The 21,417-nt window shown below is 65.6% G+C and carries 19 protein-coding genes, 1 tRNA gene and 1 pseudogene; 15 read left to right on the top strand and 6 right to left on the bottom strand.

From position 1 onward, the window contains the following. Window positions 1-3: 3 nt before the first annotated feature. The 4 genes and pseudogenes from NF699_07610 to NF699_07595 form a co-directional block, all read right to left on the bottom strand. Window positions 4-384, bottom strand: a complete 381-nt coding sequence (locus NF699_07610) for a DUF1428 domain-containing protein (protein USU07029.1) — start codon at window positions 382-384, stop codon at window positions 4-6. Then, window positions 364-720, bottom strand: a pseudogene (locus NF699_07605) (DUF1428 family protein). The gene NF699_07610 and the pseudogene NF699_07605 overlap by 21 nt, the downstream one beginning before the upstream one ends. Further along, a complete protein-coding gene (locus NF699_07600; protein ID USU06513.1) occupies window positions 717-1,427 on the bottom strand; it encodes a glutathione S-transferase family protein in 711 nt (236 codons plus the stop codon). The pseudogene NF699_07605 and the gene NF699_07600 overlap by 4 nt, the downstream one beginning before the upstream one ends. After that, window positions 1,424-1,864, bottom strand: a complete 441-nt coding sequence (locus NF699_07595; protein USU06512.1) for a lactoylglutathione lyase — start codon at window positions 1,862-1,864, stop codon at window positions 1,424-1,426. Before NF699_07595 ends, NF699_07600 begins: the two co-directional genes overlap by 4 nt. A gap of 65 nt (window positions 1,865-1,929) precedes the next feature. Here NF699_07595 and NF699_07590 point away from each other — a divergent pair, with 65 nt between their 5' ends. The 10 genes from NF699_07590 (at window position 1,930) to NF699_07545 (ending at window position 12,078) form a co-directional block, all read left to right on the top strand. Then, window positions 1,930-2,622 carry a winged helix-turn-helix transcriptional regulator gene (locus NF699_07590; protein USU06511.1) on the top strand — a complete coding sequence of 231 codons (693 nt, stop codon included), beginning with the start codon at window positions 1,930-1,932 and terminating at the stop codon, window positions 2,620-2,622. Window positions 2,623-2,731: 109 nt separating this feature from the next. Then, window positions 2,732-3,736, top strand: coding sequence for a cobaltochelatase subunit CobS (cobS, locus tag NF699_07585; protein USU06510.1), 1,005 nt, complete (start codon window positions 2,732-2,734; stop codon window positions 3,734-3,736). A 3-nt stretch (window positions 3,737-3,739) separates the two neighbouring features. Continuing rightward, window positions 3,740-4,222, top strand: coding sequence for a DUF2778 domain-containing protein (locus NF699_07580; GenBank protein USU06509.1), 483 nt, complete (start codon window positions 3,740-3,742; stop codon window positions 4,220-4,222). Continuing rightward, window positions 4,219-4,485, top strand: a complete 267-nt coding sequence (locus NF699_07575) for a hypothetical protein (protein USU06508.1) — start codon at window positions 4,219-4,221, stop codon at window positions 4,483-4,485. Before NF699_07580 ends, NF699_07575 begins: the two co-directional genes overlap by 4 nt. Then, window positions 4,485-6,311, top strand: a complete 1,827-nt coding sequence (gene cobT, locus NF699_07570) for a cobaltochelatase subunit CobT (GenBank protein USU06507.1) — start codon at window positions 4,485-4,487, stop codon at window positions 6,309-6,311. Before NF699_07575 ends, cobT begins: the two co-directional genes overlap by 1 nt. Then, the gene (locus NF699_07565) at window positions 6,308-7,411 is read left to right on the top strand and encodes a nitronate monooxygenase (GenBank protein USU06506.1); all 1,104 of its coding nucleotides are present in this window, start codon (window positions 6,308-6,310) and stop codon (window positions 7,409-7,411) included. The genes cobT and NF699_07565 overlap by 4 nt, the downstream gene beginning before the upstream one ends. Before the next feature lie 54 nt (window positions 7,412-7,465). After that, window positions 7,466-9,970, top strand: coding sequence for a TonB-dependent receptor (locus NF699_07560; protein ID USU06505.1), 2,505 nt, complete (start codon window positions 7,466-7,468; stop codon window positions 9,968-9,970). Between the two features lie 53 nt (window positions 9,971-10,023). After that, complete coding sequence (locus tag NF699_07555; protein ID USU06504.1) at window positions 10,024-10,707, top strand: Fe2+-dependent dioxygenase; 684 nt, start codon at window positions 10,024-10,026, stop codon at window positions 10,705-10,707. Next, on the top strand, window positions 10,700-10,999 hold the full coding sequence (locus NF699_07550; GenBank protein ID USU06503.1) for a ribbon-helix-helix domain-containing protein: 300 nt from the start codon (window positions 10,700-10,702) through the stop codon (window positions 10,997-10,999). The genes NF699_07555 and NF699_07550 overlap by 8 nt, the downstream gene beginning before the upstream one ends. Next, on the top strand, window positions 10,996-12,078 hold the full coding sequence (locus NF699_07545) for a PepSY domain-containing protein (protein USU06502.1): 1,083 nt from the start codon (window positions 10,996-10,998) through the stop codon (window positions 12,076-12,078). Before NF699_07550 ends, NF699_07545 begins: the two co-directional genes overlap by 4 nt. Window positions 12,079-12,191: 113 nt before the next feature. On the opposite strand, the gene NF699_07540 is transcribed toward NF699_07545, so the two are convergent. Beyond that, window positions 12,192-16,793, bottom strand: a complete 4,602-nt coding sequence (locus NF699_07540) for an NAD-glutamate dehydrogenase (protein USU06501.1) — start codon at window positions 16,791-16,793, stop codon at window positions 12,192-12,194. A 431-nt stretch (window positions 16,794-17,224) separates the two neighbouring features. Between NF699_07540 and NF699_07535 the strand changes: the two genes are divergently transcribed. Then, complete coding sequence (locus NF699_07535) at window positions 17,225-18,043, top strand: hypothetical protein (GenBank protein USU06500.1); 819 nt, start codon at window positions 17,225-17,227, stop codon at window positions 18,041-18,043. A gap of 27 nt (window positions 18,044-18,070) precedes the next feature. On the opposite strand, the gene NF699_07530 is transcribed toward NF699_07535, so the two are convergent. Continuing rightward, window positions 18,071-19,351 carry a hypothetical protein gene (locus NF699_07530; GenBank protein USU06499.1) on the bottom strand — a complete coding sequence of 427 codons (1,281 nt, stop codon included), beginning with the start codon at window positions 19,349-19,351 and terminating at the stop codon, window positions 18,071-18,073. A gap of 163 nt (window positions 19,352-19,514) precedes the next feature. Between NF699_07530 and NF699_07525 the strand changes: the two genes are divergently transcribed. The 4 genes from NF699_07525 to NF699_07510 all read left to right on the top strand — a co-directional run bounded on the left by NF699_07525 (window position 19,515) and on the right by NF699_07510 (window position 21,245). Beyond that, window positions 19,515-19,590 (top strand) — tRNA-Thr (locus NF699_07525). A gap of 515 nt (window positions 19,591-20,105) precedes the next feature. After that, window positions 20,106-20,402 carry a hypothetical protein gene (locus tag NF699_07520; protein USU06498.1) on the top strand — a complete coding sequence of 99 codons (297 nt, stop codon included), beginning with the start codon at window positions 20,106-20,108 and terminating at the stop codon, window positions 20,400-20,402. Window positions 20,403-20,418: 16 nt separating this feature from the next. Beyond that, complete coding sequence (locus tag NF699_07515; protein USU06497.1) at window positions 20,419-20,853, top strand: hypothetical protein; 435 nt, start codon at window positions 20,419-20,421, stop codon at window positions 20,851-20,853. Further along, entirely contained in the window at window positions 20,850-21,245 is a 396-nt protein-coding gene (locus NF699_07510) for a hypothetical protein (protein USU06496.1), read from the top strand. Before NF699_07515 ends, NF699_07510 begins: the two co-directional genes overlap by 4 nt. The last annotated feature ends 172 nt before the right edge of the window (window positions 21,246-21,417 follow it).

Genomic DNA, 21,417 nt, shown 5'->3' with positions numbered 1-21,417 from the left:
CCGTCAGGATTGGAACAGCTTGGCGAAACCGCCATAGACCATGCGCTTGCCGTCGAAGGGCATGTCCTCCGGCGCGGTCTGCATGCGCTCGTCCGCCATCGTCGCCGCCATGCCGGTGTCGCGCACCGCCTTCGACGGCCATTCGACCCAGGAGAAGACGACCGTTTCGCCGTCCTGCAACTGCACCGCCTGTGGGAAGCCGGTCACCTTGCCCGCGGGGACATCGTCGCCCCAGGCCTCGATGACGCGGGTCGCGCCATGGTCGCGGAACACGATCTCCGCGCGTTCGGCCATCGCGACATAGGCCGCGCGGTCCTTCACCACCATCAGGAAGCCGTCGACATAGCCGTCGTCCGGGGAGGGCGCGCCGGTCTCGACCAGCATATCGAAGCCGCCATAGATCATCCGCCTGCCGTCGAACGGCATCGTCGCGGCGAGTTCCTCCATCTTCGGATCGGCCATGATCCGCGCCGCGACCGCGTTGCGCGTCGCCTTGTCCGGATATTCGATCCAGCTAAAGACCACCGTCTCGTCCGCCGTGGCCTGCACCGCACGATGGAAGTCGGTCAGCGTCCCGTGCGGCACATCGTCGCCCCAGCATTCGCAATTGCGGGTGGCGCCGGCCGCGTTCAGCATCGCCCAGCCTTTGGCGGCATGCTCGCGATAGGCGTCCCGCTTGTCGGTCGGCACCGCGACGACGAAGCCATCCACATAGGTCATCGAACGTCCTCCTTCGTGTCCAGTCCCTGCGCCTTCAGCCACGCGGCGATTCCCGGCGGCGCAGTGCCGGTGAAGCCCGCCAGTTGCGCATCCAGCGCGCGGCGAAAGGCGGGCCGCGCCTCGCCGCGCGCGACATAGGCGGACAGGTTGGGGTGAGGATCGAGCAGGCCATCGTCCGCGACGATGCGCAGCACGCTGATCATCAGCAGGTCGCCCGCGGTAAAGGCATCGCCGTCCAGCCACGTCCGCTCGCCCATCCGCTGCGACAGGTCGCGGAGCCGGTCGTCGATCCGCCGCAGGACGGAGGGCAGGCGCTGCGCCGACCATGGCTCGCCGCGTTCGAACAGGGTGCAGGTCGCATGGTCCATCATCGTCGGCTCGACCGAGTTGAGCGCGGCGAACATCCATTCGATCGCGCGGGCGCGGGCGGCCGGATCGGCGGGCAACAGGTCGCCGCTGTGCGTCTCCGCGATGTGCAGCACGATCGCACCCGATTCGAACAGCGTCAGGTCGCCCTGTTCGTAGGTCGGCACCTGTCCGAACGGTTGCCTGCTGCGGTGATCGGCCTGCTTCTGACCGCCTTGCGGTAGGTAGCGGACGTCGTACGACTGGCCGACTTCCTCCAGTGCCCAGCGAACACGCAGGTCCCGCACCTGCCCGCGGGCGAAGCCGGGCACCCAGTCGAACGCGGTGATCGTCGGGATCATGACGTCGCCGCCTGATCTGCCGGCTGGCGCATCGCCTGTTCGGCGGCGGCCATGTCCATGTGGAACGGTCCCCAGCCATGCCCGTCCGGATCCTCGAACGCGCGGCTGTACATGAAGCCGTGATCCTCGGGATCGTGCAGCTCGCGCCCGCCCGCGCCTAGTGCGGCTTCGGTGATCGCATCCACCGCCGCGCGGTCGTCGAACGACAGCGCCAGCAGTGCACCGCTCTGCGTGCGGGCATCGATGATCTGCTTATCGGTAAAGGTCGCGTAGAAGGCGTGGTCCAGCAGCATGACGGCGATGCTATCGGACCATGTCATCGACGATCCCCGTTCGTTCGAGAACATCGGATTCTTCTCGAACCCCAGCGCCGTGTAGAAATCGGTGGCGATGGCGACATCGCGCACCGGCAGGTTCACGAAGATCATCTTTGGCATGGCGAACGCTTCCTCTCCGAATCGTCTCTGGCAATGGATGCGCCGGATGCTTACATAAAGCAACTATGAAGTCAGAAAAAGTAACCAAGGTCGACAGGCGATGGTACGACGATGCCTGCGGAACCGCGATGGCGCTGGAATTCGTCGGCGAACGCTGGTCGCTGCTGATCCTGCGCGAACTGATGTTCGGGCCGCGCCGCTTTGGCGAGATCAAGGCGCATTTGAACGGGATCAGTGCCAACGTGCTGACCCAGCGGCTCGACGGACTGGAGGCGGGCGGCATGCTCGTCCGTCGCATGTTGCCGTCGCCCGCGTCGGTGCAGGTCTACGAATTGACCCCTTGGGGTTACGAAATCGAACCGGTGTTGCAGACGATGGGGCGCTGGGCGACGCGTTCGCCGCTGCACGACCCGACGCGGCCGTTCTCGCCCGCGTCGGCGATGCTTTCGCTGCGCACGATGATCGATGGGCCGAAGTCCGGCGATCTGGCGATGACGATCGGGTTCCTGCTGGCCGGCGACCGCTTCCTCGCGCGGCTGGAGCGCGGAGCGCTGACGATCGCGCGTGCAGAGCCGGCGGATGCTGACGTGGTGATCGACACCGATCCGACGTCGCTGGCGGTGTGGATCTACGTCAAGCGACCGCTGGCGGAGGCCGAGGCGGATGGATCGCTGCGCTTGAGCGGCGACCGCGCGCTGGCCGAACGGTTCGCCGATCTGTTCGCGCTGCCAGCCAAGATCGCGCCCGCGGCGGCTTGACGGCGGGGCGATCCGTTTCCACTGCATATCCGTTGCGCCGTTCGCTCGCTTCGCGCGTTGGGAGGGGTCGCTAGACACTCGCCCCAGCCCGAATGGTGCCCCGATAACGATGACCGATATCCCGAACACCCAGCCAGACAGCCGCGAAACGACGATCATGGACGCCCCCGACAAAATGGTTGGCGTGCGCGACCTGTTCGGGATCGACAGCGACATGCAGGTCCCTGCCTTCAGCGAGGCGGACGAGCGCGTCCCCGACCTCGACCCCGCCTATGTATTCGACCCGGACACCACGATGGCGGTGCTGGCGGGCTTCGCGCACAACCGCCGCGTGATGGTGCAGGGCTATCACGGCACCGGCAAGTCGAGCCACATCGAACAGGTGGCGGCGCGCCTCAACTGGCCGTGCATCCGCATCAACCTTGACGCGCACATCAGCCGCATCGACCTGATCGGCCGCGACGCGATCGTGTTGCGCGACGGTCAGCAGGTGACGGAATTCCGCGAAGGCCTGCTGCCATGGGCGTTGCAGACGCCGACCGCGCTGGTGTTCGACGAATATGATGCGGGCCGTCCCGACGTGATGTTCGTGATCCAGCGCGTGCTGGAGACGGAGGGCAAGCTGACGTTGCTCGACCAGAACCGCGTCATCCGGCCGAACCCGTGGTTCCGCCTGTTCGCCACCGCCAACACGGTCGGCCTGGGCGATACCAGCGGATTGTATCACGGCACGCAGCAGATCAACCAGGGTCAGATGGATCGCTGGAACATCGTGGTCACGCTCAACTACCTGCCCGCCGCCATCGAATCGCAGATCGTGCTCGCCAAATCCGGTGAATACGACAAGCCGGAAGGCAAGAAGACCGTCGACAACATGGTCCGCGTTGCCGACATGACGCGCAAGGGCTTCATCAACGGCGACATCTCGACCGTGATGAGCCCGCGCACCGTCATTACCTGGGCGCAGAACACGCTGATCTTCGGCGACGTGGGCTTCGCGTTTCGCCTGTCATTCCTCAACAAGTGCGACGAGAACGAACGCCCGCTGGTCGCGGAATATTACCAGCGCGTCTTCGGCAAGGACTTGCCCGAAAGCGTGGTAGGGAAGGCCTGACGCGTGGCGATCGCCTGCACCTTCGCGCTCAACAGCCGGGCGATGTCGACGCTGGTGGCGCCGGGTGTCGGGAGCTTCGCCGCCTTCTCGGGCTCTGGACGCTGGCGCAACGATCCGAAGGGTGTGGGCGTCGCGAAGATCGGGCCATTGCCGCCCGGCAGCTACTACATCGTCGATCGCGAAAGCGGTGGGCGGCTCGGCTGGCTGCGCGATTTCGTCAAGGATACGTGGTCGGGCATCGATCATTCCAGCTGGTTCGCCTTGCTTCGCGATGACGGCCGACTGGATGACGAGACCTTCGTCGGGCATGTCCGTCGCGGCGAGTTCCGGCTGCATCCGGTCGGCCCGCTCGGTATCAGCGAAGGCTGCGTTACGCTGCAACGTCTGGCCGATTTCACGCGTCTCGCCGCCGCATTGCGTAACGGGCAGACGATCGCCATTCCGAAAGGTGGCGGGCGTGCCTATGGCACGATCGTCGTGTCGTGATACGAGGCCGAATAGCGCGTGGCGCAGCGATCGCGGCGCTGACGCTGGCGATCGCCTGGGTGCTCGGTCGTATCCACTGGCCTGAAAGCGTCGGGTTGGCTGTCAGTGCGCTGTCGGGCCGGCTGGGCGGGTTGGGTATCGAGGATACGGAGGATCTCTTCATGATCCTGTGCTTCGTTGTGGCGTTTTGCGCAGCAGTGGCGATCGTCACGCTCTTTGGCAGGCGGCGCGGCACGGTCCGGCCGACGGAAATACGGAACTAATGGCGAACGAAACCCCTCTCGACCGGTTCAAGGCCGTCCTTGCCGGCACGGCGCGTGCAATCGCGGAGGAGCCTGAGGTGGAACTGGCGTTCACCGCCGACGCGCCGACGCAAAGCGGCAAGCATATCAAGGTGCCGATGCCCGCACGCGCACTGCCCGCTGAGCAGGTCGCGGAGGCGCGCGGATTCGCCGATGGCTTCGCGTTGCGATTGCGGCATCACGATATCGCGATGCACCTGAAGGCGGCGCCGCCGGAAGCCGTCGCGCGCGCCGTATTCGACGCGGTCGAAACCGCGCGGGTCGAGGCGCTGGGTAGCCGCGGCTATGCGGGTATCTCCGAAAATCTGGCACACGCGCTCGACGTTCGATTGCGGGCCGACCCGATCACTCGCGCCCGCACTCGCGAGGAAGTCCCGCTGTCGACGGCGCTGTCGCTGCTGGTGCGGGAAAAACTGACCGGGATCGAATCGCCGGCCGCCGCCGCACCCGGTCTGGCGCTGGTGCGTGAATGGATCGACGAGCGCACCGACCTGTCGGCGCTCAACCTCGCCCTCGACGACCAACGTGCGTTCCAGTCGCTCGCGATGAAGATGCTCGAAGACCTCGAACTGGTCGAGGGCGAGATCCTGCCCGAAAACGCCGACGACGGCGGCTCGGAGGATGAGGGCAGCGACGAACAGCAGCAGGACGAAAGCGAGGAAGGCGACGACGATCAGGCCGCGCAGGGCGATGGCGAAGTCGATGCCCGCGGCGAGGCGCAGGAATCGGACAGCGACGAGGGCGAGGGCCAGGAATTCGGCGACGAATCGATGGACGATCTCGACGGCGAACCCGGTGACGACGGCGATGAGGGGATGCAGCCGGTCCGCCCCAATCGCCCGAACAGCGACTTCATGCCGCAGTTCGAATACAAGCCGTGGACGACGCAATTCGACGAGGTCGTCGCGGCGACCGACCTGTGCGACGCCGATGAACTAGCTCGCCTGCGCGGCTATCTCGACCAGCAGCTCGCGCATCTGCAATCGGCGGTGTCCAAGCTCGCCAACCGCTTGCAGCGTCGGTTGATGGCGCAGCAGTCTCGTTCGTGGGACTTCGATCAGGACGAAGGCATGCTCGATGCCGCGCGCCTCGCCCGCGTCGTCGTCACCCCTGGCCAGTCGCTGAGCTACAAGATCGAGCGCGAGACCGATTTCCGCGACACCGTGGTGACGCTGCTGATCGACAATAGCGGATCGATGCGCGGCCGCCCGATCGGCATCGCCGCGATCAGTGCCGACATCCTTGCCCGCACGCTGGAACGTTGCGGCGTGAAAAGCGAGATCCTCGGCTTCACCACGCGGGCATGGAAGGGCGGGCAGGCGCGCGAGACGTGGCTTGCGGCCGGACGCCCGCCACAGCCGGGGCGGCTCAACGATATCCGCCACATCGTCTACAAGAAGGCGGACGAACCGTGGCGGCGTGCACGCACCAACCTTGGCCTGATGATGCGCGAAGGGCTGCTGAAGGAAAACATCGACGGCGAGGCGCTGTTATGGGCGCACGCCCGCCTGATGGCGCGCCCCGAAGAGCGCCGCATCCTGATGGTCATCAGCGACGGCGCGCCGGTCGACGATTCGACCCTGTCAGTCAATTCGGGCAGCTATCTGGAGCGCCATCTGCGGCAGGTGATCGGCTGGATCGAGGGTAAGTCGCCGGTCGAACTGGTTGCGATCGGCATCGGCCACGATGTAACGCGCTATTATGCCCGCGCGGTGACGATCATGGATGCCGAGCAACTGGGCGGCACGATCATAGAGCAACTGGCGGCGCTGTTCGACACGCCATGAGCGGTACGACCGCGCCGTTGCTCGACCGCATCGGGGTTGTCCTGCCGATCGTGCAGGCGCCGATGGCAGGAGTGTCCACGCCGACCATGGCTGCGGCAGTGTCGAATGCCGGCGGACTCGGATCGATCGCGTTGGGCGCCGCTGGGGTGACCGAGGCTGCGGCGACGATCGCCTCGGTACGCGACCACACCGACCGCGCGTTCAACGTCAACCTGTTCGTGCATCCGACCCCACGGGTCGATCGTGAGCGGGAAGCCCGGTGGCTGTCGTGGCTTGCACCGCAATTCGCGGCATTCGGCGCGGAGCCGCCGGCGGAATTGCGCGCGATCTACCCCAGCTTTGCAGATGATCCCGCCATGCTGGCGCTACTGGTCGAAGCCGCGCCGCCGGTCGTCAGTTTCCACTTCGGGCTACCGCCCGCTGACACGATCACAGCATTACGCGGGCGCGGCGTCTTGCTTCTCGCCACGGCGACCAGCGTGGCGGAGGGGCAGGCGATTGAGGCCGCCGGCATCGACGCCATCGTCGCGCAGGGAATCGAGGCAGGCGGCCACCGCGGCATGTTCGATCCCGATGCGCCGGACGATGCGCTCGGCACGATGACGCTGACCCGCCTGCTGGTGCGCGCGACGCGTCTGCCCGTGATCGCGGCCGGTGGCATCATGGACGGTGCCGGTATCGCCGCTGCCCTCGATCTGGGTGCGGTGGCCGCACAGCTCGGCACGGCGTTCGTCGGGTGTCCCGAATCCGCCGCCGACGAAGCCTATCGCGCAGCGCTGACCGGACCCGCTGCGTGGCATACGGTGATGACGTCGCTGATCTCCGGTCGCCCCGCCCGTGCGCTCGCCAATCGCTTCACCGCGCTGGACGGCAGAGTCGGCAATCACCGGCCGCCGGATTATCCGATCGCCTATGATGCCGGCAAGGCGCTGCATGCAGCCGCGCGAGCCACGGGAGAACAGGGCTTCGGTGCACAATGGGCGGGGCAAGGTGCACCGCTCGTACGCAGCGTACCGACCGCCGATCTCGTCGCAACACTGGTAACCGAACTCTCCGCATGTCGCATCGGCCGGAACTTTTCTGCGTGTGACTCTCAATAGCGTTGACGATGATAATCATTCGCATTAAGCGCCCCTTCGACAAAGGGGATCTACATGACCAAATCGCATTTCATCGCACTGTCGTGCGTCGGCTTCATCGCGTCCGCGCCTGCCATGGCAGCAGACACGGCGCCGGCAACCGCAGCCGAGCGCGCGAAGGCGATCGCCGATCAGCAGGCACAGGATGCGAAGCGGTCCGTCGAGCGTGACGAGATCGTCGTCAACGGCAAGGGCGAGGCCGCCGTGGCGGTCGTCGAGAGTCCCAAGGCGACCAGCGCGATCATCGATACGCCGCAGACGATCACCGTCATCTCCGATCAGGTGATCCGCAAGCAGAACCTTCAGACCCTCCGCGACGCGCTCCAGACGATCCCCGGCATCACCTTTGGTGCGGGCGAAGGTGGCGGCGGCTATGGCGACAGCATCAACCTGCGCGGCTATTCCGCCAGCAACGACATCACCGTCGACGGCATCCGCGACAGCGCGCAATATAGCCGCACCGATCCGTTCAATATCCAGCAGATCGAGGTCTACAACGGCGCCAATTCGGTCTTCAACGGATCGGGTAGCGTCGGCGGTACGATCAATCTCGTCACCAAGGAACCGCGCGCCGAGGATCTGACGATCATCCAGGGATCGGTCGGCACGGACGAATATTATCGGGGTGCGATCGACGCCAACCGCCGCATCGGCGACAACGTCGCGGTGCGCCTGAACGGCGCCTATCACCGCAACGACGTGCCCGGTCGTGATGTCGAGAAGTACAAGCGCTGGGGCATCGCACCGTCGGTGACGATCGGCATCGACGGACCCACCAGCCTGACGCTCGCCTATGTCCATCAGGAGGATCGCAACACGCCGATCTATGGCGTGCCCTATTACAAGAACGCGTTGTTCGACGGTGAAATCCCCGGCGTCGACCGCAGCGACTATTTTGGCATCCGCAACCTCGACCGGCAGGATACGACAGTCGATCGCTTCACCGCGACGTTCCGGCATCAGGTCAACGAGCAACTGTCGGTCCGCAATCTGACCCGCTGGCAGCGCGTCGGCCAGTATAGCGTCACCAGCGCACCACAGGGGACGTACTGCCTTGCTGCCACCAATCGCTCCCCGACGGGAGGCGCGTGCACCGCATCGTTGACCAACGTCGTCGATTCAGCCGGCGTCTTCCGTACCGCAGCCAATCCGCTCGTGCTGACCGTAGCGCCCGGCACGTTCCAGCCCAACGGTCCGCGCGGCCTCGTCCGCGATCAGGAGAACCAGCTGCTCGTCAACCAGACCGATATCCGGTTCGAGACAGGCGAGAAGGGCGGCATCCGCAACGTCGCCAATGTCGGCATGTCGGCGTCGGTCGAGGATTATGCGATCACCTCGGCATCGCTGATCCGCAACACGGCGGGACAGGCGCTGGTGCTGCCGCCGATCGCGATCAGCAACCCGGACACCGTCTACACCGGCCCGGTCAACCGCACCGTCACCGCGCAGTCCAGGGCGGAAACCACCAACGTCGCGGTCTATCTGTTCGATACGCTGGAACTCGGTCGCTATTTCGAGCTGAACGGCGGCGTCCGGTGGGAAACGCAGCAGGCCCGCTTCCGCACGCTGCCGCTGACGATCGTACCCCCGGGGTCGACGCAGGTGTCCGCCGCCGCACAACTGCCGCAGCGAAGCGACGAACGTTTGTTTTCCTACCGCATCGGCGCGGTGTTCCATCCGGTGAAGGACGTCAGCATCTACGGCGGCTACGGCAATGCCAGGACACCGTCCTCCTCGACGGTGCGCCTAGGCTGCGGCGCGGCGACAACGTCGGTCGTCAACGGCCAGAACGTGACGTTCGACCCCTGTCAGGTCGCACCCGAAACCGCCAAGAATTACGAGGCGGGGATCAAGGCCGGGCTGTTCAACCGTCGCCTGGAACTGACCGCAGCGGTGTTCCGTAACGAACGCACCAATTACCGGGTCACCTCGAATGACCCAGCGCTGCCAGCCACGACGCAGGTGCTCGATGGCCGCAGCCGGGTGGACGGCATCGCGATCGGTGCTTCGGGCAACGTCTCGCGCGCGTGGACGATCTTCGCCAATTATACCTATCTCGACAGCAAGGTGCTGCAGTCGGTATCGGACCGCTGCCTGACCAGCCCGAATACCAGCACCACGGCCAATCCGTGCGGCAACAACACGGCGGTTCTCGATCCGCAACGCGACAGCCAGTTGATCCAGACCCCGAAACATTCGGGTAGCCTGTTCACCACCTACAAGCTGCCGTTCGGGCTCGAGGTAGGCTATGGCCTGACCTATCAGGGCAGCTTCGCGCTCAACAATCCGGCGCTGGCTGCGCCGCTGACCGCGGCGGCGACGTTGACCCCGGTCTATCGTTCGGACGATTACCTGATCCACCGCGCCTATATGGCCTACAGCTTTGCTGGCGGCCTGACCGCGCAGCTCAACGTGCAGAACTTCACCAACGAAAAATACTACACCGGCATCCGCAACAACGGCTGGGCCGCACCCGGCGAGGGGCGCTCGGCAGTGTTGAGCCTGTTCTACAGCTTCTGAAGTCTGCTACTTCTCCCCGCCCCCGGCGGGGAGGAGACCGGACGAGCCATGACATGCTGATTGCGATACCCGATGTGCTCGACGCCGATGGCGTGGCCCGGCTGCGCGCGCTGATCGACGCGGCGGACTGGGTGGACGGTAATGTCACGTCCGGTCCGCAGGCGGCGCTCGCCAAGCGCAATCAGCAACTGCCGGAGGATGCGCCGGCGACGCGCGAGGCGGCGGCCATGGTGCTGGATGCACTCGGCCGGTCCCCGCTGTTCTTCGCGGCGGCGCTGCCGCTCAGGGTGTTTCCGCCGCTGTTCAATCGCTATGCCGGCGGCCAGGATTTCGGCCTGCACGTCGACAATGCGATCCGCATCCAGCGCGGCACCGAATTCCGGATCCGGTCGGACCTGTCGGCGACCCTGTTTCTCGAAGACCCGGATGCCTACGATGGCGGCGAGCTGGTGATCGAGGACCAGTTCGGGCCACAGACGGTGAAGCTGCCCGCCGGCCATCTGGTGCTGTATCCCGCCTCCAGCCTGCATCGCGTGACGCCGGTGACGCGCGGTGTACGAACGGCGTCTTTCTTCTGGCTGCAATCCATGGTCCGCGACGACGGCGAGCGGCGGACACTGTTCGAACTCGACGGTGCGGTCCAGTCGGTCGCCGCCACGCAGGGGCAGGGCGATCCGGCGGTGGTCCGGCTGACCGGCATCTACCATAATCTGCTGCGCCGCTGGGCCGATGCCTGAGATCGTAGCGCCGCCGTTCGGGTTCGAAGGACCGGTAAAGCGGTCGATCACCATCGCCGGCCATCAGACCTCGATCAGCCTCGAACCCGCGTTCTGGCGGGCGCTGGAACTGGCCGCGATCGCCCATGGATTGCCGCTGTCGGCACTGGTCGCGCAGGTCGACGTGCTCCGTATCGCCGCGGAAGAACCGCCCAACCTCGCTAGCGCATTGCGCAGCTGGCTGTTCGCCGCGCGATTGACCGCACAGGGCCTGCATGCGACCCCAGTCCCGGAGGACGGGAGCGACGGATGAGCAGACTGGCATGGCGGAAGCTCTGGTTCCAAATTCACAAGTGGATCGGACTGACGCTGGCGATCCTCGTCATACCGCTTTCGTTGTCGGGGGCGGCGCTGGTCTGGCACGATGCGCTCGACCGGATGGTCAATCCGGCTCGCTATGCGGTGACAGGCAGCACGCTACTCGAAGCGGATACCTATGTCGCCGCCGCGCGCGCCGCGCTGAAACCGGGCGATCGTATATCGCAGCTGACGATACCCGGGGATGGCGGGCCGGTCGCAATCGCCGCGCAGCCGGCCGGGGCTTCAACAGGTCGTCGTGGCCCGCCGGTGCGCACCATGGTCTACCTCGACCCACCGACCGCGCGAATATTGCAGGTCGCGCCAAGCAATTCGGGCGTCGTCCGCTTCCTTCATGTGCTGCACGGCAGTTTGCAGGTGCCGGGCGTGGGGCGGCAGATCGTCGGTTGGATCGGTGTGGCGATGCTGGTGTCGAGCTTCACCGGATTGTGGCTGTGGTGGCCGACGGTCGGAGCGTGGGTGAAGGGATTGCGCTGGCGCCGGCACCGCAACACCGAGACGAACCTCCATTTCCTGATGGGCTTCTGGATATCGGTCCCGCTATTCGTGCTGTCGCTGACCGGCGTATGGATCAGCTTTCCGGGTGTGTTCGGCGGCGGACGTGGCCCCGATCGCGCCGCGGCGATGCGGGCGCAGGCGCTGGACGATCCGGCTCAGCCGATCGGTGTCGTCATCGAACGCGCGGCGACGGCAAGCCGCGGCGCGATCCGCAGCATCGCCTGGCCGACGACCCGCTCACCCGACTGGACGGTGACCTATGCCGGCGGCGGGACGGTGAAGGTCGCGGACGATGGCGGCATCGCCGTGGCGGTCGCGTCCCGCCAGTCGGGGGGTGCGGCGCGGCTGATGCGGCGTATCCATGACGGCGACGGGATGGGTATCGTCTGGCAGATGGTGATCTTCCTCGGCGGCGTCTTGCCAGCGGCGCTCGCAGTGACCGGGGTGATTATGTGGTGGCGCGCGCGCGAATGGCGGGCGAAGGCGGCGATCAGAGGGACGGGCAGGGGCGCATAACGATAACTGTCCGTCATCCCGATGTATGCCGGGATGACGAATGAAGGCTGGGTGCCGGTCGACGCAACGCATCAAGCGGCCGCATCACCGCCCACCGCCTCACCCGACGACCATCACCGCCCCAGCAGCACCCGCGCCTGCCCTGCAATCTGCGCCAGCATCGCGGCATTCGGCTGTGCCGCATGCCGCGCACGATCGATCACCAGCTTGAACTGCGCGATTCGCGCGGCATTGGTTGCGAGCCAGTCGGTCACCGCACCGCGCGGATCGCTGCCGCCGTTCCGCGACAGGAATTCCAGCCGCTGCTGCTGGAAATCGCGCGCCAGCCCGGCGAGCAACAGCCGCTCCCAGGGATCGCTGGATTCGATCCGCGCCGCCGCCGCCTGCGCCCAGTCGAGGCCGAGCGCCTGACCCAGATGCGTGAAGGCCCGCGTCAGTTCGATCTCGTCCAGTCCCATCCGTTCGCCCAGCGCCGCCAGCCCGACCGCGCCATCCAGATCGAACAGGCGGACGACGCGCTGCGCCAGATCGACCGGTGCGCCTGCCGCCTGCAATTGCGCCGTGATGCGGGCACTCTGCGCGCTCGCTTCCTCGAGCAGCAGCGAGGCGGTCTGCCCCTCCAGCTGGGCGATACCCTTGCCCAATTGATCGAGCACCGCACCCGGCAACGTTCCCGGCGCCGTCGCCCGCAACAAGTCGGCGATGTGCGATCGCGTCGCCAGCGCCACCTCGTTGAACAACGCGATCCGCGCGCCCTCGGTGATGTCGGCGCGCTCGATGTCGCTCCACAGGGCATCGAGCCCGAACAGCCGCTCCGCCACCACGAACATCGCCGCAATGTCGGCGATCGCCTCGCCCTCTTCCTCGGCGAGCTGGAACGGAATCAGGATGCCGAGACGGTTAACAATGCGGTTGGCAAGCTTCGTCGCGACAATCTCCGGCCGCAGTCGGTGCTCGTCGATCGCGGTCGCATAATCGCGCTGCATCGCCGCAGGGAACGCCGCATACAAGTCGGGGGCCAGTTCGGGCGCCATCGCCAGCGGCGTGCGCTCGATCCCGTCCTGCAACGCCAGTTTGGCGGTCGCCAGCAGCACCGCGAGTTCGGGCCGGCTCAGACCGATCCCTTCCTGTCCGCGCCGTAGCAGATCCTCGTTGCCGGCCAGCCCCTCGACCGCACGGTCCAGTCGTCCCGCGCTCTCGAAGATTTCGATCACGCGGACATAGCTCGGGATCGCCGGTGCGCCGTCCGCCTCGGCGATCGACAGTGCGAGCGTCTGCAGGCGATTATCCTCCAGCACCAGATGTGCGACGTCGTCGGTCATGCTGGCGAGGAGCGTGTTGCGATCGTCGAAGGTCAACCGGCCTTCGTTCATCTCACGGTTGAGCGCGATCTTGATGTTGACCTCGTTGTCCGAACAATCGACGCCCGCCGAATTGTCGATGAAGTCGGTGTTGATGCGACCGCCGGCCTGCGCGAACGCGATGCGGGCAGCCTGCGTCACGCCCAGATTCGCGCCTTCGCCGATCGCGGTGACGCGCAGCGCCTCGGCATTGACGCGCAGCCGATCGTTGGCCGGATCGCCGACGGCGGCGTTGTTCTCCGCCGCCGCCTTGACGTAGGTGCCGATGCCGCCGAACCACAACAGGTCGGCAGGCGCCTTCAGGATCGCCGAGATCAACGCAGCGGGATCGAGTTCGGCTTGCGTGATGCCAAGCGCCGCCTGCGCATGCGCCGACAGCCGAATGACCTTTTCACTTCGCGCCCAGACGCCGCCGCCGGCGCTGATCAGCGACGTATCGTAATCCGCCCAGCTCGACCGTGGCAGCGCGAACATGCGGGCACGCTCGTCCCAGCTCGCGGCGGGATCGGGGTCGGGATCGATGAAGATGTGGCGGTGGTCGAACGCCGCGACGATCTTGAGCGCCTTCGACAGCAGCATGCCGTTGCCGAACACATCGCCCGACATGTCGCCGCATCCAACGACGCGAATCGGCTGCGTCTGCACGTCGACGCCGCGCTCTGCGAAGTGGCGCTGCACCGAGACCCACGCGCCCTTGGCGGTGATCCCCATCGCCTTGTGGTCGTAACCCTGCGAGCCGCCGCTGGCGAAGGCGTCGCCCAGCCAGAATTCGCGTTCCAGCGCGAGGGCGTTGGCGACGTCGCTGAACGTCGCGGTCCCCTTGTCTGCGGCGACCACGAAATAGGGGTCTTCGCCGTCCAGCACCGCGACGCCATCGGGATGCACCACCGTCCCATCGACAATATTGTCGGTGATCGACAGCAGCGACCGGATGAAGATGCGATAGCTCTCCGTTCCTTCCGCCAGCCAAGCGTCGCGATCGATCGCGGGCGAGGGGAGCTGCTTCGGATAAAAGCCGCCTTTCGCGCCGGTGGGTACGATGACTGCATTCTTGACGCGCTGCGCCTTCATCAGGCCCAGGATCTCGGTACGGAAATCGTCGCGGCGATCGGACCAGCGCAACCCTCCGCGCGCAACCGGCCCAGCACGGAGATGAATGCCCTCGATGCGTGGCGAATAGACCCAGATCTCACGCCAGGGCACCGGCGCCGGCAGGCCGGGGATCAGATGGCTGTCGAGCTTGAACGCCAGTGCTTCCGCCGCCGCGGGCGCAAAAGCGTTGGTGCGCAGACATGCACCGATCAGGTGGTGATAGGCGCGCAGGATACGGTCGTCGTCGATCGCCGACACCGCATCCAGCCCGCGTTCGATCACTGCGTCCGCCGCGATCACGTCGCCGGGGTTGGCCGGATCGTGCGCGGCGGCGAAGCGGGCGATAAGCGCCTTGGTCAGCTTCGGTGCGCGCCGTAGCGCGTCGACCACCGTGGTCAGTCCATACGGTAGCCCGGCCTGACGCAGGTAGCGGAACCAGGCGCGCAACAGCACCACCGATTGCGGCGACAGGCCGACGTCGACGAGCAGCCGGTTGAAGGCGTCGTTCTCAGCCTTGCCCTCCAGCGCAGCGGCGATCGCGGCTTCCAGCGTGGCGGGATCGTTGGCGTCGGTCGCATCGGTCTCGACGACGAAATCGTGGACGAAGCTGTCATTGTCCTCGCGCAGCCGCGTCGGCAGTTCGCCGATGACGCGGAAGCCGAAATTCTCCAGCACCGGCACCGCGTCGGACAGCGCCAGCGCGCCGTGCGACTTGTAGATCTTCAGCTGGCGATCCTCGCCGGGCACGACCGGAAAGATGCGCACCGAACGCGCATCGGCGTCTTCCAGAGGTGCGATCCGCAGGATGTCCGCCGCGGCCTCTGCCGGGCTGCTGACATTGCGGTAATTGGGCGGGAAGGCCTGCGCCCAGCGCAGCGCCAGCCGCGCCGCACGCGCCGGCGGCACCTGTTCGGCAAGTGCCGCCTCGACGTCCGACACCCAGCCGCGGACCATACGGCGCAGGCGTTCGGCGAGCGGTTCGGTGTCGGGCATCCGGCCGGAGCCGCGCAGGTCGATCGTATAGCGCAGTAGCGCGACGACGCCGTCGTCGAGGCTGATCGACCAGTTGAGTACCGTGCCGTTTGACGCTTCGGTCAGCATCTGCGCGATAGCCACGCGGCGCGCGGTGGTCAGGTCGTCACGCGGCAGCCAGGCGAATGCGAACAGGTGCCGGCCGAGCGCCGATTTGACCAGCACCAGCGCTGGCCGCGGCCGATCGGCAAGGCTCATTGCGGTGAGTACGACCTCTTCCAGCGCTGGCGCGGGAAAGGCGACGACCAGATCGTGCGGCAGCGAGGTGAGCGCGTGGGTCAACGCCTTGCCGGCATGCCCCTTGGGATCGAAGCCGAACTTCGCTTCCAGTGCCGCCAGCCGGGCCCGCAACACGGGGATGTCGCGCGGCCGGGCATTCAGCGCGGCGCTGGTCCACAGGCCGGCATGGATCGACAGGCCGGTGATCTCGCCAGCCGCGATGATCGGAACGATGACGAGGTCGAGCGGCACCGCACGGTGGACGGTGGAGATCAGGCTGGATTTGAGCAGCAGCGGTGCGTCGCCACCATCCTCGAACCATTTGATGGCAAGGGTGCGGCTTACCTCCGCCAGCACCGGCGTTTGATGCGGGTTGCGTGCCAGCCCCAGTGCCTCGCCGGCGCTGCCGTCACGTCGCCAGACCTGATGGCCCAGCAGGGTGAATTGCCCGTCCAGGAACCATTGCAGCAGCGCCGCGCCCTCGCCCTGTGGCAGCGTGGCTTCGTCGCGCGCCATCGCGCGTTGCAGCTGCGGCCAGTCGGTGACGGCGGCACGAACGTCGGCGAGAACTGCGGTCAGCTCCTCGATCAGCCCGCGCCGGTCGCGCGCATCGGCGCGTTCCAGCTCGATATAGATCATCGATTCGGGATTGCCGGCCCCACCGATGTCGGTCAGCGCGCCGTCGCTGTCGCGGTTGACGCGGACGACCGGGTGGATCACCCGGTCGATGTCGAGGTCCTGTTCGCCGATCGATGCCGCGATCGAATCGACCAGGAACGGCATGTCGTCGTTGACGATCGCCAGCCGCATCCGGCGGCGGACGTCGTCGGATGCGATCGCTTCCAGCGCGATCGCCGGCTTGCCGGGTTCACGCCGCGCGGCGGTCTGCGCGACGAACGCGGCAGCGGCGGCGCGTTCCGCCTCTCCGAAGCCGGTCAACTCTCCCGGTAGCGCGCCCTTGGTCAGCCGGGCGGCAAGCGCCTCGGCCATGCTCTGGTTCTGGTCGGCCATGGGGTGCCTATGCTCCCCTCGGCTGCGGACCTCAAGCTTTGCTGCGCTGCGAAAATTGCGTGTACGCGCAATTTTCTATGGCAAAAGCGAGGTGGTGCCGGATCGGCCACCGGCTCCCTTATCGGATCGCCCATATGAGCGTTCGGCGGTTTACCCTCTGCACTCGTTACGCTCGCAATGAACACACTCGAGGTGGATGTATTAAGTGTCGATCGGCCCGGCTTCATGAAGTGCCGAGGCAATCAGCAAGCATATCGTAATAGTAACAAGCGTTTCGACAGGTGCCGTAAAAAGGCGGGGTCGCTGATGCCAGCTGACGAGACACCGACCACGAAAATCATGGCGATCCAGCATGATCGTGCATGGCGATGGACTCGCCAGGCGCGGGGCTTATGGTCTCTCTCGAGTTCGTATTGGTTTCGGGGGGAATCATGCCGTATCGCCACGCCTGGATGTTCATCGTCGCGTTGATCGTCGCCACTGTTTTCGCATTTCAGCGCAGTTATTTCACGGTTCTGTCAACGGCGTCGCCCGGCTTTCATGCCCATGGCATCACCGCCTCGCTGTGGATGCTGCTCCTGCTCGTGCAAAGCTGGACGCCACAGCGTGGGCTGATCGCGGTGCATCGCACGCTGGGGCTGGCGACGTTCGTCGCGATCCCGTTGTTCGCCGCCGGCGCGATGGGGGTGATCCATTCGATGGCGGCGGGCACCCTCGGCGGGAATCCCTTCTACGCGCTCTGGGGCGCGCGCCTGGCATTCATCGACGCGGCCGCATTCGGCGCATTGCTCTACGCGGCCGGCATGGCGTTGCGGCACCGGCACGACGTTCGATTGCACGCCGGCTATATGCTCTCCACCGCTCTGCCTCTGGTCAGCCCCGTGCTCGGCCGCGTTCTCGCGCAGACGGTTCCCGGTTTCGTCGTCCGGGGACCGCAGGACTTTCCGATCTTCGGCTGGAGCGCGCAATGCGCCAACCTCTGCGCGGGGATCGTCGCGCTGTGGTGGTTATGGCGGCGCGATCCGCGCGCCGGTCGCCCATGGGCGGTGGCAGCGGCGGTGATCGCCGTGCAGATCGTGGGGTTCGAGACGCTGGCGAAAAGCCCGTCATGGATCGCCGCATTCCTGACGACGGCAAGGCTCCCACTGACATGGCTGATGCTCTTCGGCCTGATGGCGGGCAGCGTGGCGGTGGCACTGGGCTGGACTCGCCCGGCACGACGCGACAATCGCCCGGCCATACTAGCCTGAGCGTAAGCGCCCATCACGCGAGCGGTGTCAGGCCGCCGCCTTGCGTACGATACTGTCGACCAGTCCCTTGCCCTCGACCCGCTTGATGACGTCGACCGTGCCGTCTGCTCCGGCGCGTGCCAGCAACACGACGAATTCATCCGCGCCCGCGCCGATCGCCACATTGCCGAGCGTCGGCAGTACGCGCAGTTCAGCGGCGACGCGGTCGAACACGTCGGGCCGCTTGACCGGACGTTTGGCCGCGCGCTCGGCGGCGACCACCGCCTTGATCCCACCGTCCGCAGCGTCGAGAAACCGCGCCAGTTCGCCCGCAACGATATAATGCCGACGGGCATGGGCCAGCACGGCGCCATATTCGGCCAGCCGGGTCTTGTCGTAGTCCGCGCCGAAAACCAGCTTGACGATCGGCGTCAGCGGCGCGCGCGGCTGCACCTTCAACCCCGACGATTCAAGCAGCGCGGCATAGCCGTCGGCATCCTCTTCACAGGCGATGGCGAAGTCATGCGCGCGGCCCAGCGCCCGGTACAGCGCCGCACGACCACGGGTATCGGCGGCGCGTACGGCGGCGGCACTTTCGCGTGCCATCATCAATTGTTCGCCGAGCGATCCGTTCGGCAGCGTATCAACCGGCTCTTCCGAAGATTCGAACCCGCCGCTCGGGCCATCGGCCCACACCTGCGAATCGGGGGCGGGCTTCGGAGCCGTCCGCACGGCGGCGTCGAGTTCAGCGTCCAGCGTGGCCTGCGTATCCGCGTCCACCATCTCCTTCCAGTTGATGACGCCATAGATGAAGTCGATCGTCTCACCCTCGGATGAGAAGGGCATCAGGATGCCGCGATACAGCGTGGTGCGGCCCCGCGTACCGACGAACTCCGCCTCGAAGCCGATCGGCGCGCGATTTGCGATGATCTGCAGATAATGGTCGGTGAGGCGCGACAGCAGGGATCGTCCGGGCACATCGGCGATTCGCGTGATGCTGACCTCCAGTCCGCATTCCTCGCGAAGACTGCGGCCGAGATAGGCGATCGTCGGATTTTCGATCCCGTCGGTGAAATCCAGCAGCACGCTGTGCGGGCCGAAATCGCCGATATTGGCGGGATCCAGATCGTCGATGCCCGGATAGGCGCGACCCTTCAGCAGGGAAACCCAGTGATTGTAGGCGCGTACGTGCATTCGTCGCTCGTCGCCGCCCAGGTCGAACATCGCATCGTCGACGCCCGCCTCATCGACGCCGCCGTGATCCAGCTCCACATCCATCACATCGTCGATCGCCAGTCGCTCGCCATCGAAGTCGCGTGCGCTATCCATGCCCAAACCCTTCATACGCGGACCTTGCAGCCCCGGTTCGACACCGCTTGTGCGCCGGCTGTGGTAAACGGGTCGTAAAGCCGCGAATGCAAAGCGATGCTTGTCAGCCCCCGATCGACCTGTTAGGCGCACCCCCGAACGGCCTGATGGCCGCTTCGCCCGTGCCGCTTTAGCTCAGCTGGTAGAGCATCGCATTCGTAATGCGGGGGTCACAGGTTCGAGTCCTGTAAGCGGCACCACACTCTAAAATCTAGGACCGTAGAGGACGGAGCTGGTCACCTGATGGTGACTCGATAACGCGCGCGCGCTGGCTTGGGCTTGACCTGTTGGAGAATGTTGCTCTTATGTTCCGGCTGCAACGGAGCGGGGCGGCATCATGGTCATCGACTTGGAGGAACAACGGCGCGCTTTCGGGCGCTGGCTGAGGACAGGGCACCTTCCCACGGTTCGGCTGGCTGACGGAACCGAACTCAAGTTCAATCCCTACCACGATCCCCGCAACGGGCAGTTCACCTTTGCTCCCGGCGGAGCGTCGGGCACCGACGGGATTTCGGCACGATATGCGAATGTCCGCCCCCGGAACTCGGACGCGCTGGATTCCGCGACGACAATTGGTGGGCAGACGGGAGGCCGTCGGGCATCTACCCATCCAAACCCGCCGGCAATCGAACAACATATCGGAGCGCAACTTGCGGCACCTCCGCAGAGACCGGTGGTTGGGCGGGGTGGGAACACCCGAGCCTTCGAGGATCCCATGACCTTGGAACAGTCGTTCCCAGGACTTCGCAACTCGCCCGGCGGCGCGGTGGTCGCAGTGGCTGACAACCTATTCGATCTCACCGGCCCTGCAGAGGCAATGACCGCGGAGGTGCTGCAGAATCAAACGCGGCAGCTTTCAGCTCAGATCAAGGCTATCGATCCTGCCTGGCATTATGACGAGATTGTGCCGACTGACACGCTCGGCAATCGGATCGAGACGATACAGGGCCTGACAGCGAAGGTGAACGATCTGCGTTTCCAGCGCGCTGCAGTCACTGCGCGTGAGGGGTAACTATGAGTCGCTGCAGGTGGAGACGCTTCGCTTCGTGCAACGACGCACAGATGAGGCATATGACCAGGGGGTGGCGCTGCTTAAGGCAGGTCGGCTCACACCGAGGCTGTCTGATCAGGAAGCGCTGGGCAACTATGTGGATCAGCAGGTGCGTTTGCGCCTTCGTAGGCAATATAACCAAATCGGCATCGACTCGGCAGGCGCGGGGCCGGTGAGGGTCAATCGGAGGGAGAACAATAGTTCGGGTGGCGATTTGACCTATCGCCGTCCCGATGCGCGGGTGAACGACGTGGCGTTCGACGTAACCCTGACCCGCAAGACGCTGAGCACACCGCAAGTTCGAGGATTCTTTGACGCCGATTTCCGTCCGAGCCGCGTGGTCATCATCCGCCCGCGCCAGCTCGGATCCGACCACACCTATGCTATTCCTCGTCCGGAGACGAAACGATGAGCAGACCGAACCCCTACTTCAATCCCAAACCCTACATTCCCGGCTCGCTAAGCGAGATCAACGACCTATTGGGGTCGATGATCCTGGATGCGCCGACATTCGTGGACCGTCTCGGCGACTTTCCCGGGCAAAATATTGACAGCGAGTTCCACACGCTTACCGGCGGATTCGAGGTCGTCCGCAAAAAGCTGGGCGAGGAGCGCTATGCGTCGCTGATGAACCTAGCCGTGCGGGCCAAGGCGCTATTTGCGGCCGACCACGACGACACCAACGGGAAGACGGACGAGGGTCGTGCGTTGCTGTTCGAGATGAAGGACGTGCTGAAGGACGTTCGCAACCGGCGCGTCCGAAAGGAACTGCCGGACGATGAGGGCGAGGTCACCGGCGACTGATCGCAATTTCCCAATAATTTGAGTGCCCAGCTTTGTCCTCTGTGGGGCACCATTCTTTAAAAGACGTACTTTGAAGACGACCGAGGTGGGCACCGTCCCGCTGGCCCGTAATGTCCAAACTTGACTTGTTGCGGAATGTTGCTCAGATGTTCTCGCCGTAATGAAAGGCGGA

This window comes from Sphingomonadaceae bacterium OTU29LAMAA1 (assembly GCA_024072375.1).
Taxonomy (GTDB): Bacteria; Pseudomonadota; Alphaproteobacteria; order Sphingomonadales; family Sphingomonadaceae; genus Sphingomonas.
Note: the sequence above shows the minus strand (reverse complement) of the source record. Positions and strands in the feature narration are given on the sequence as shown.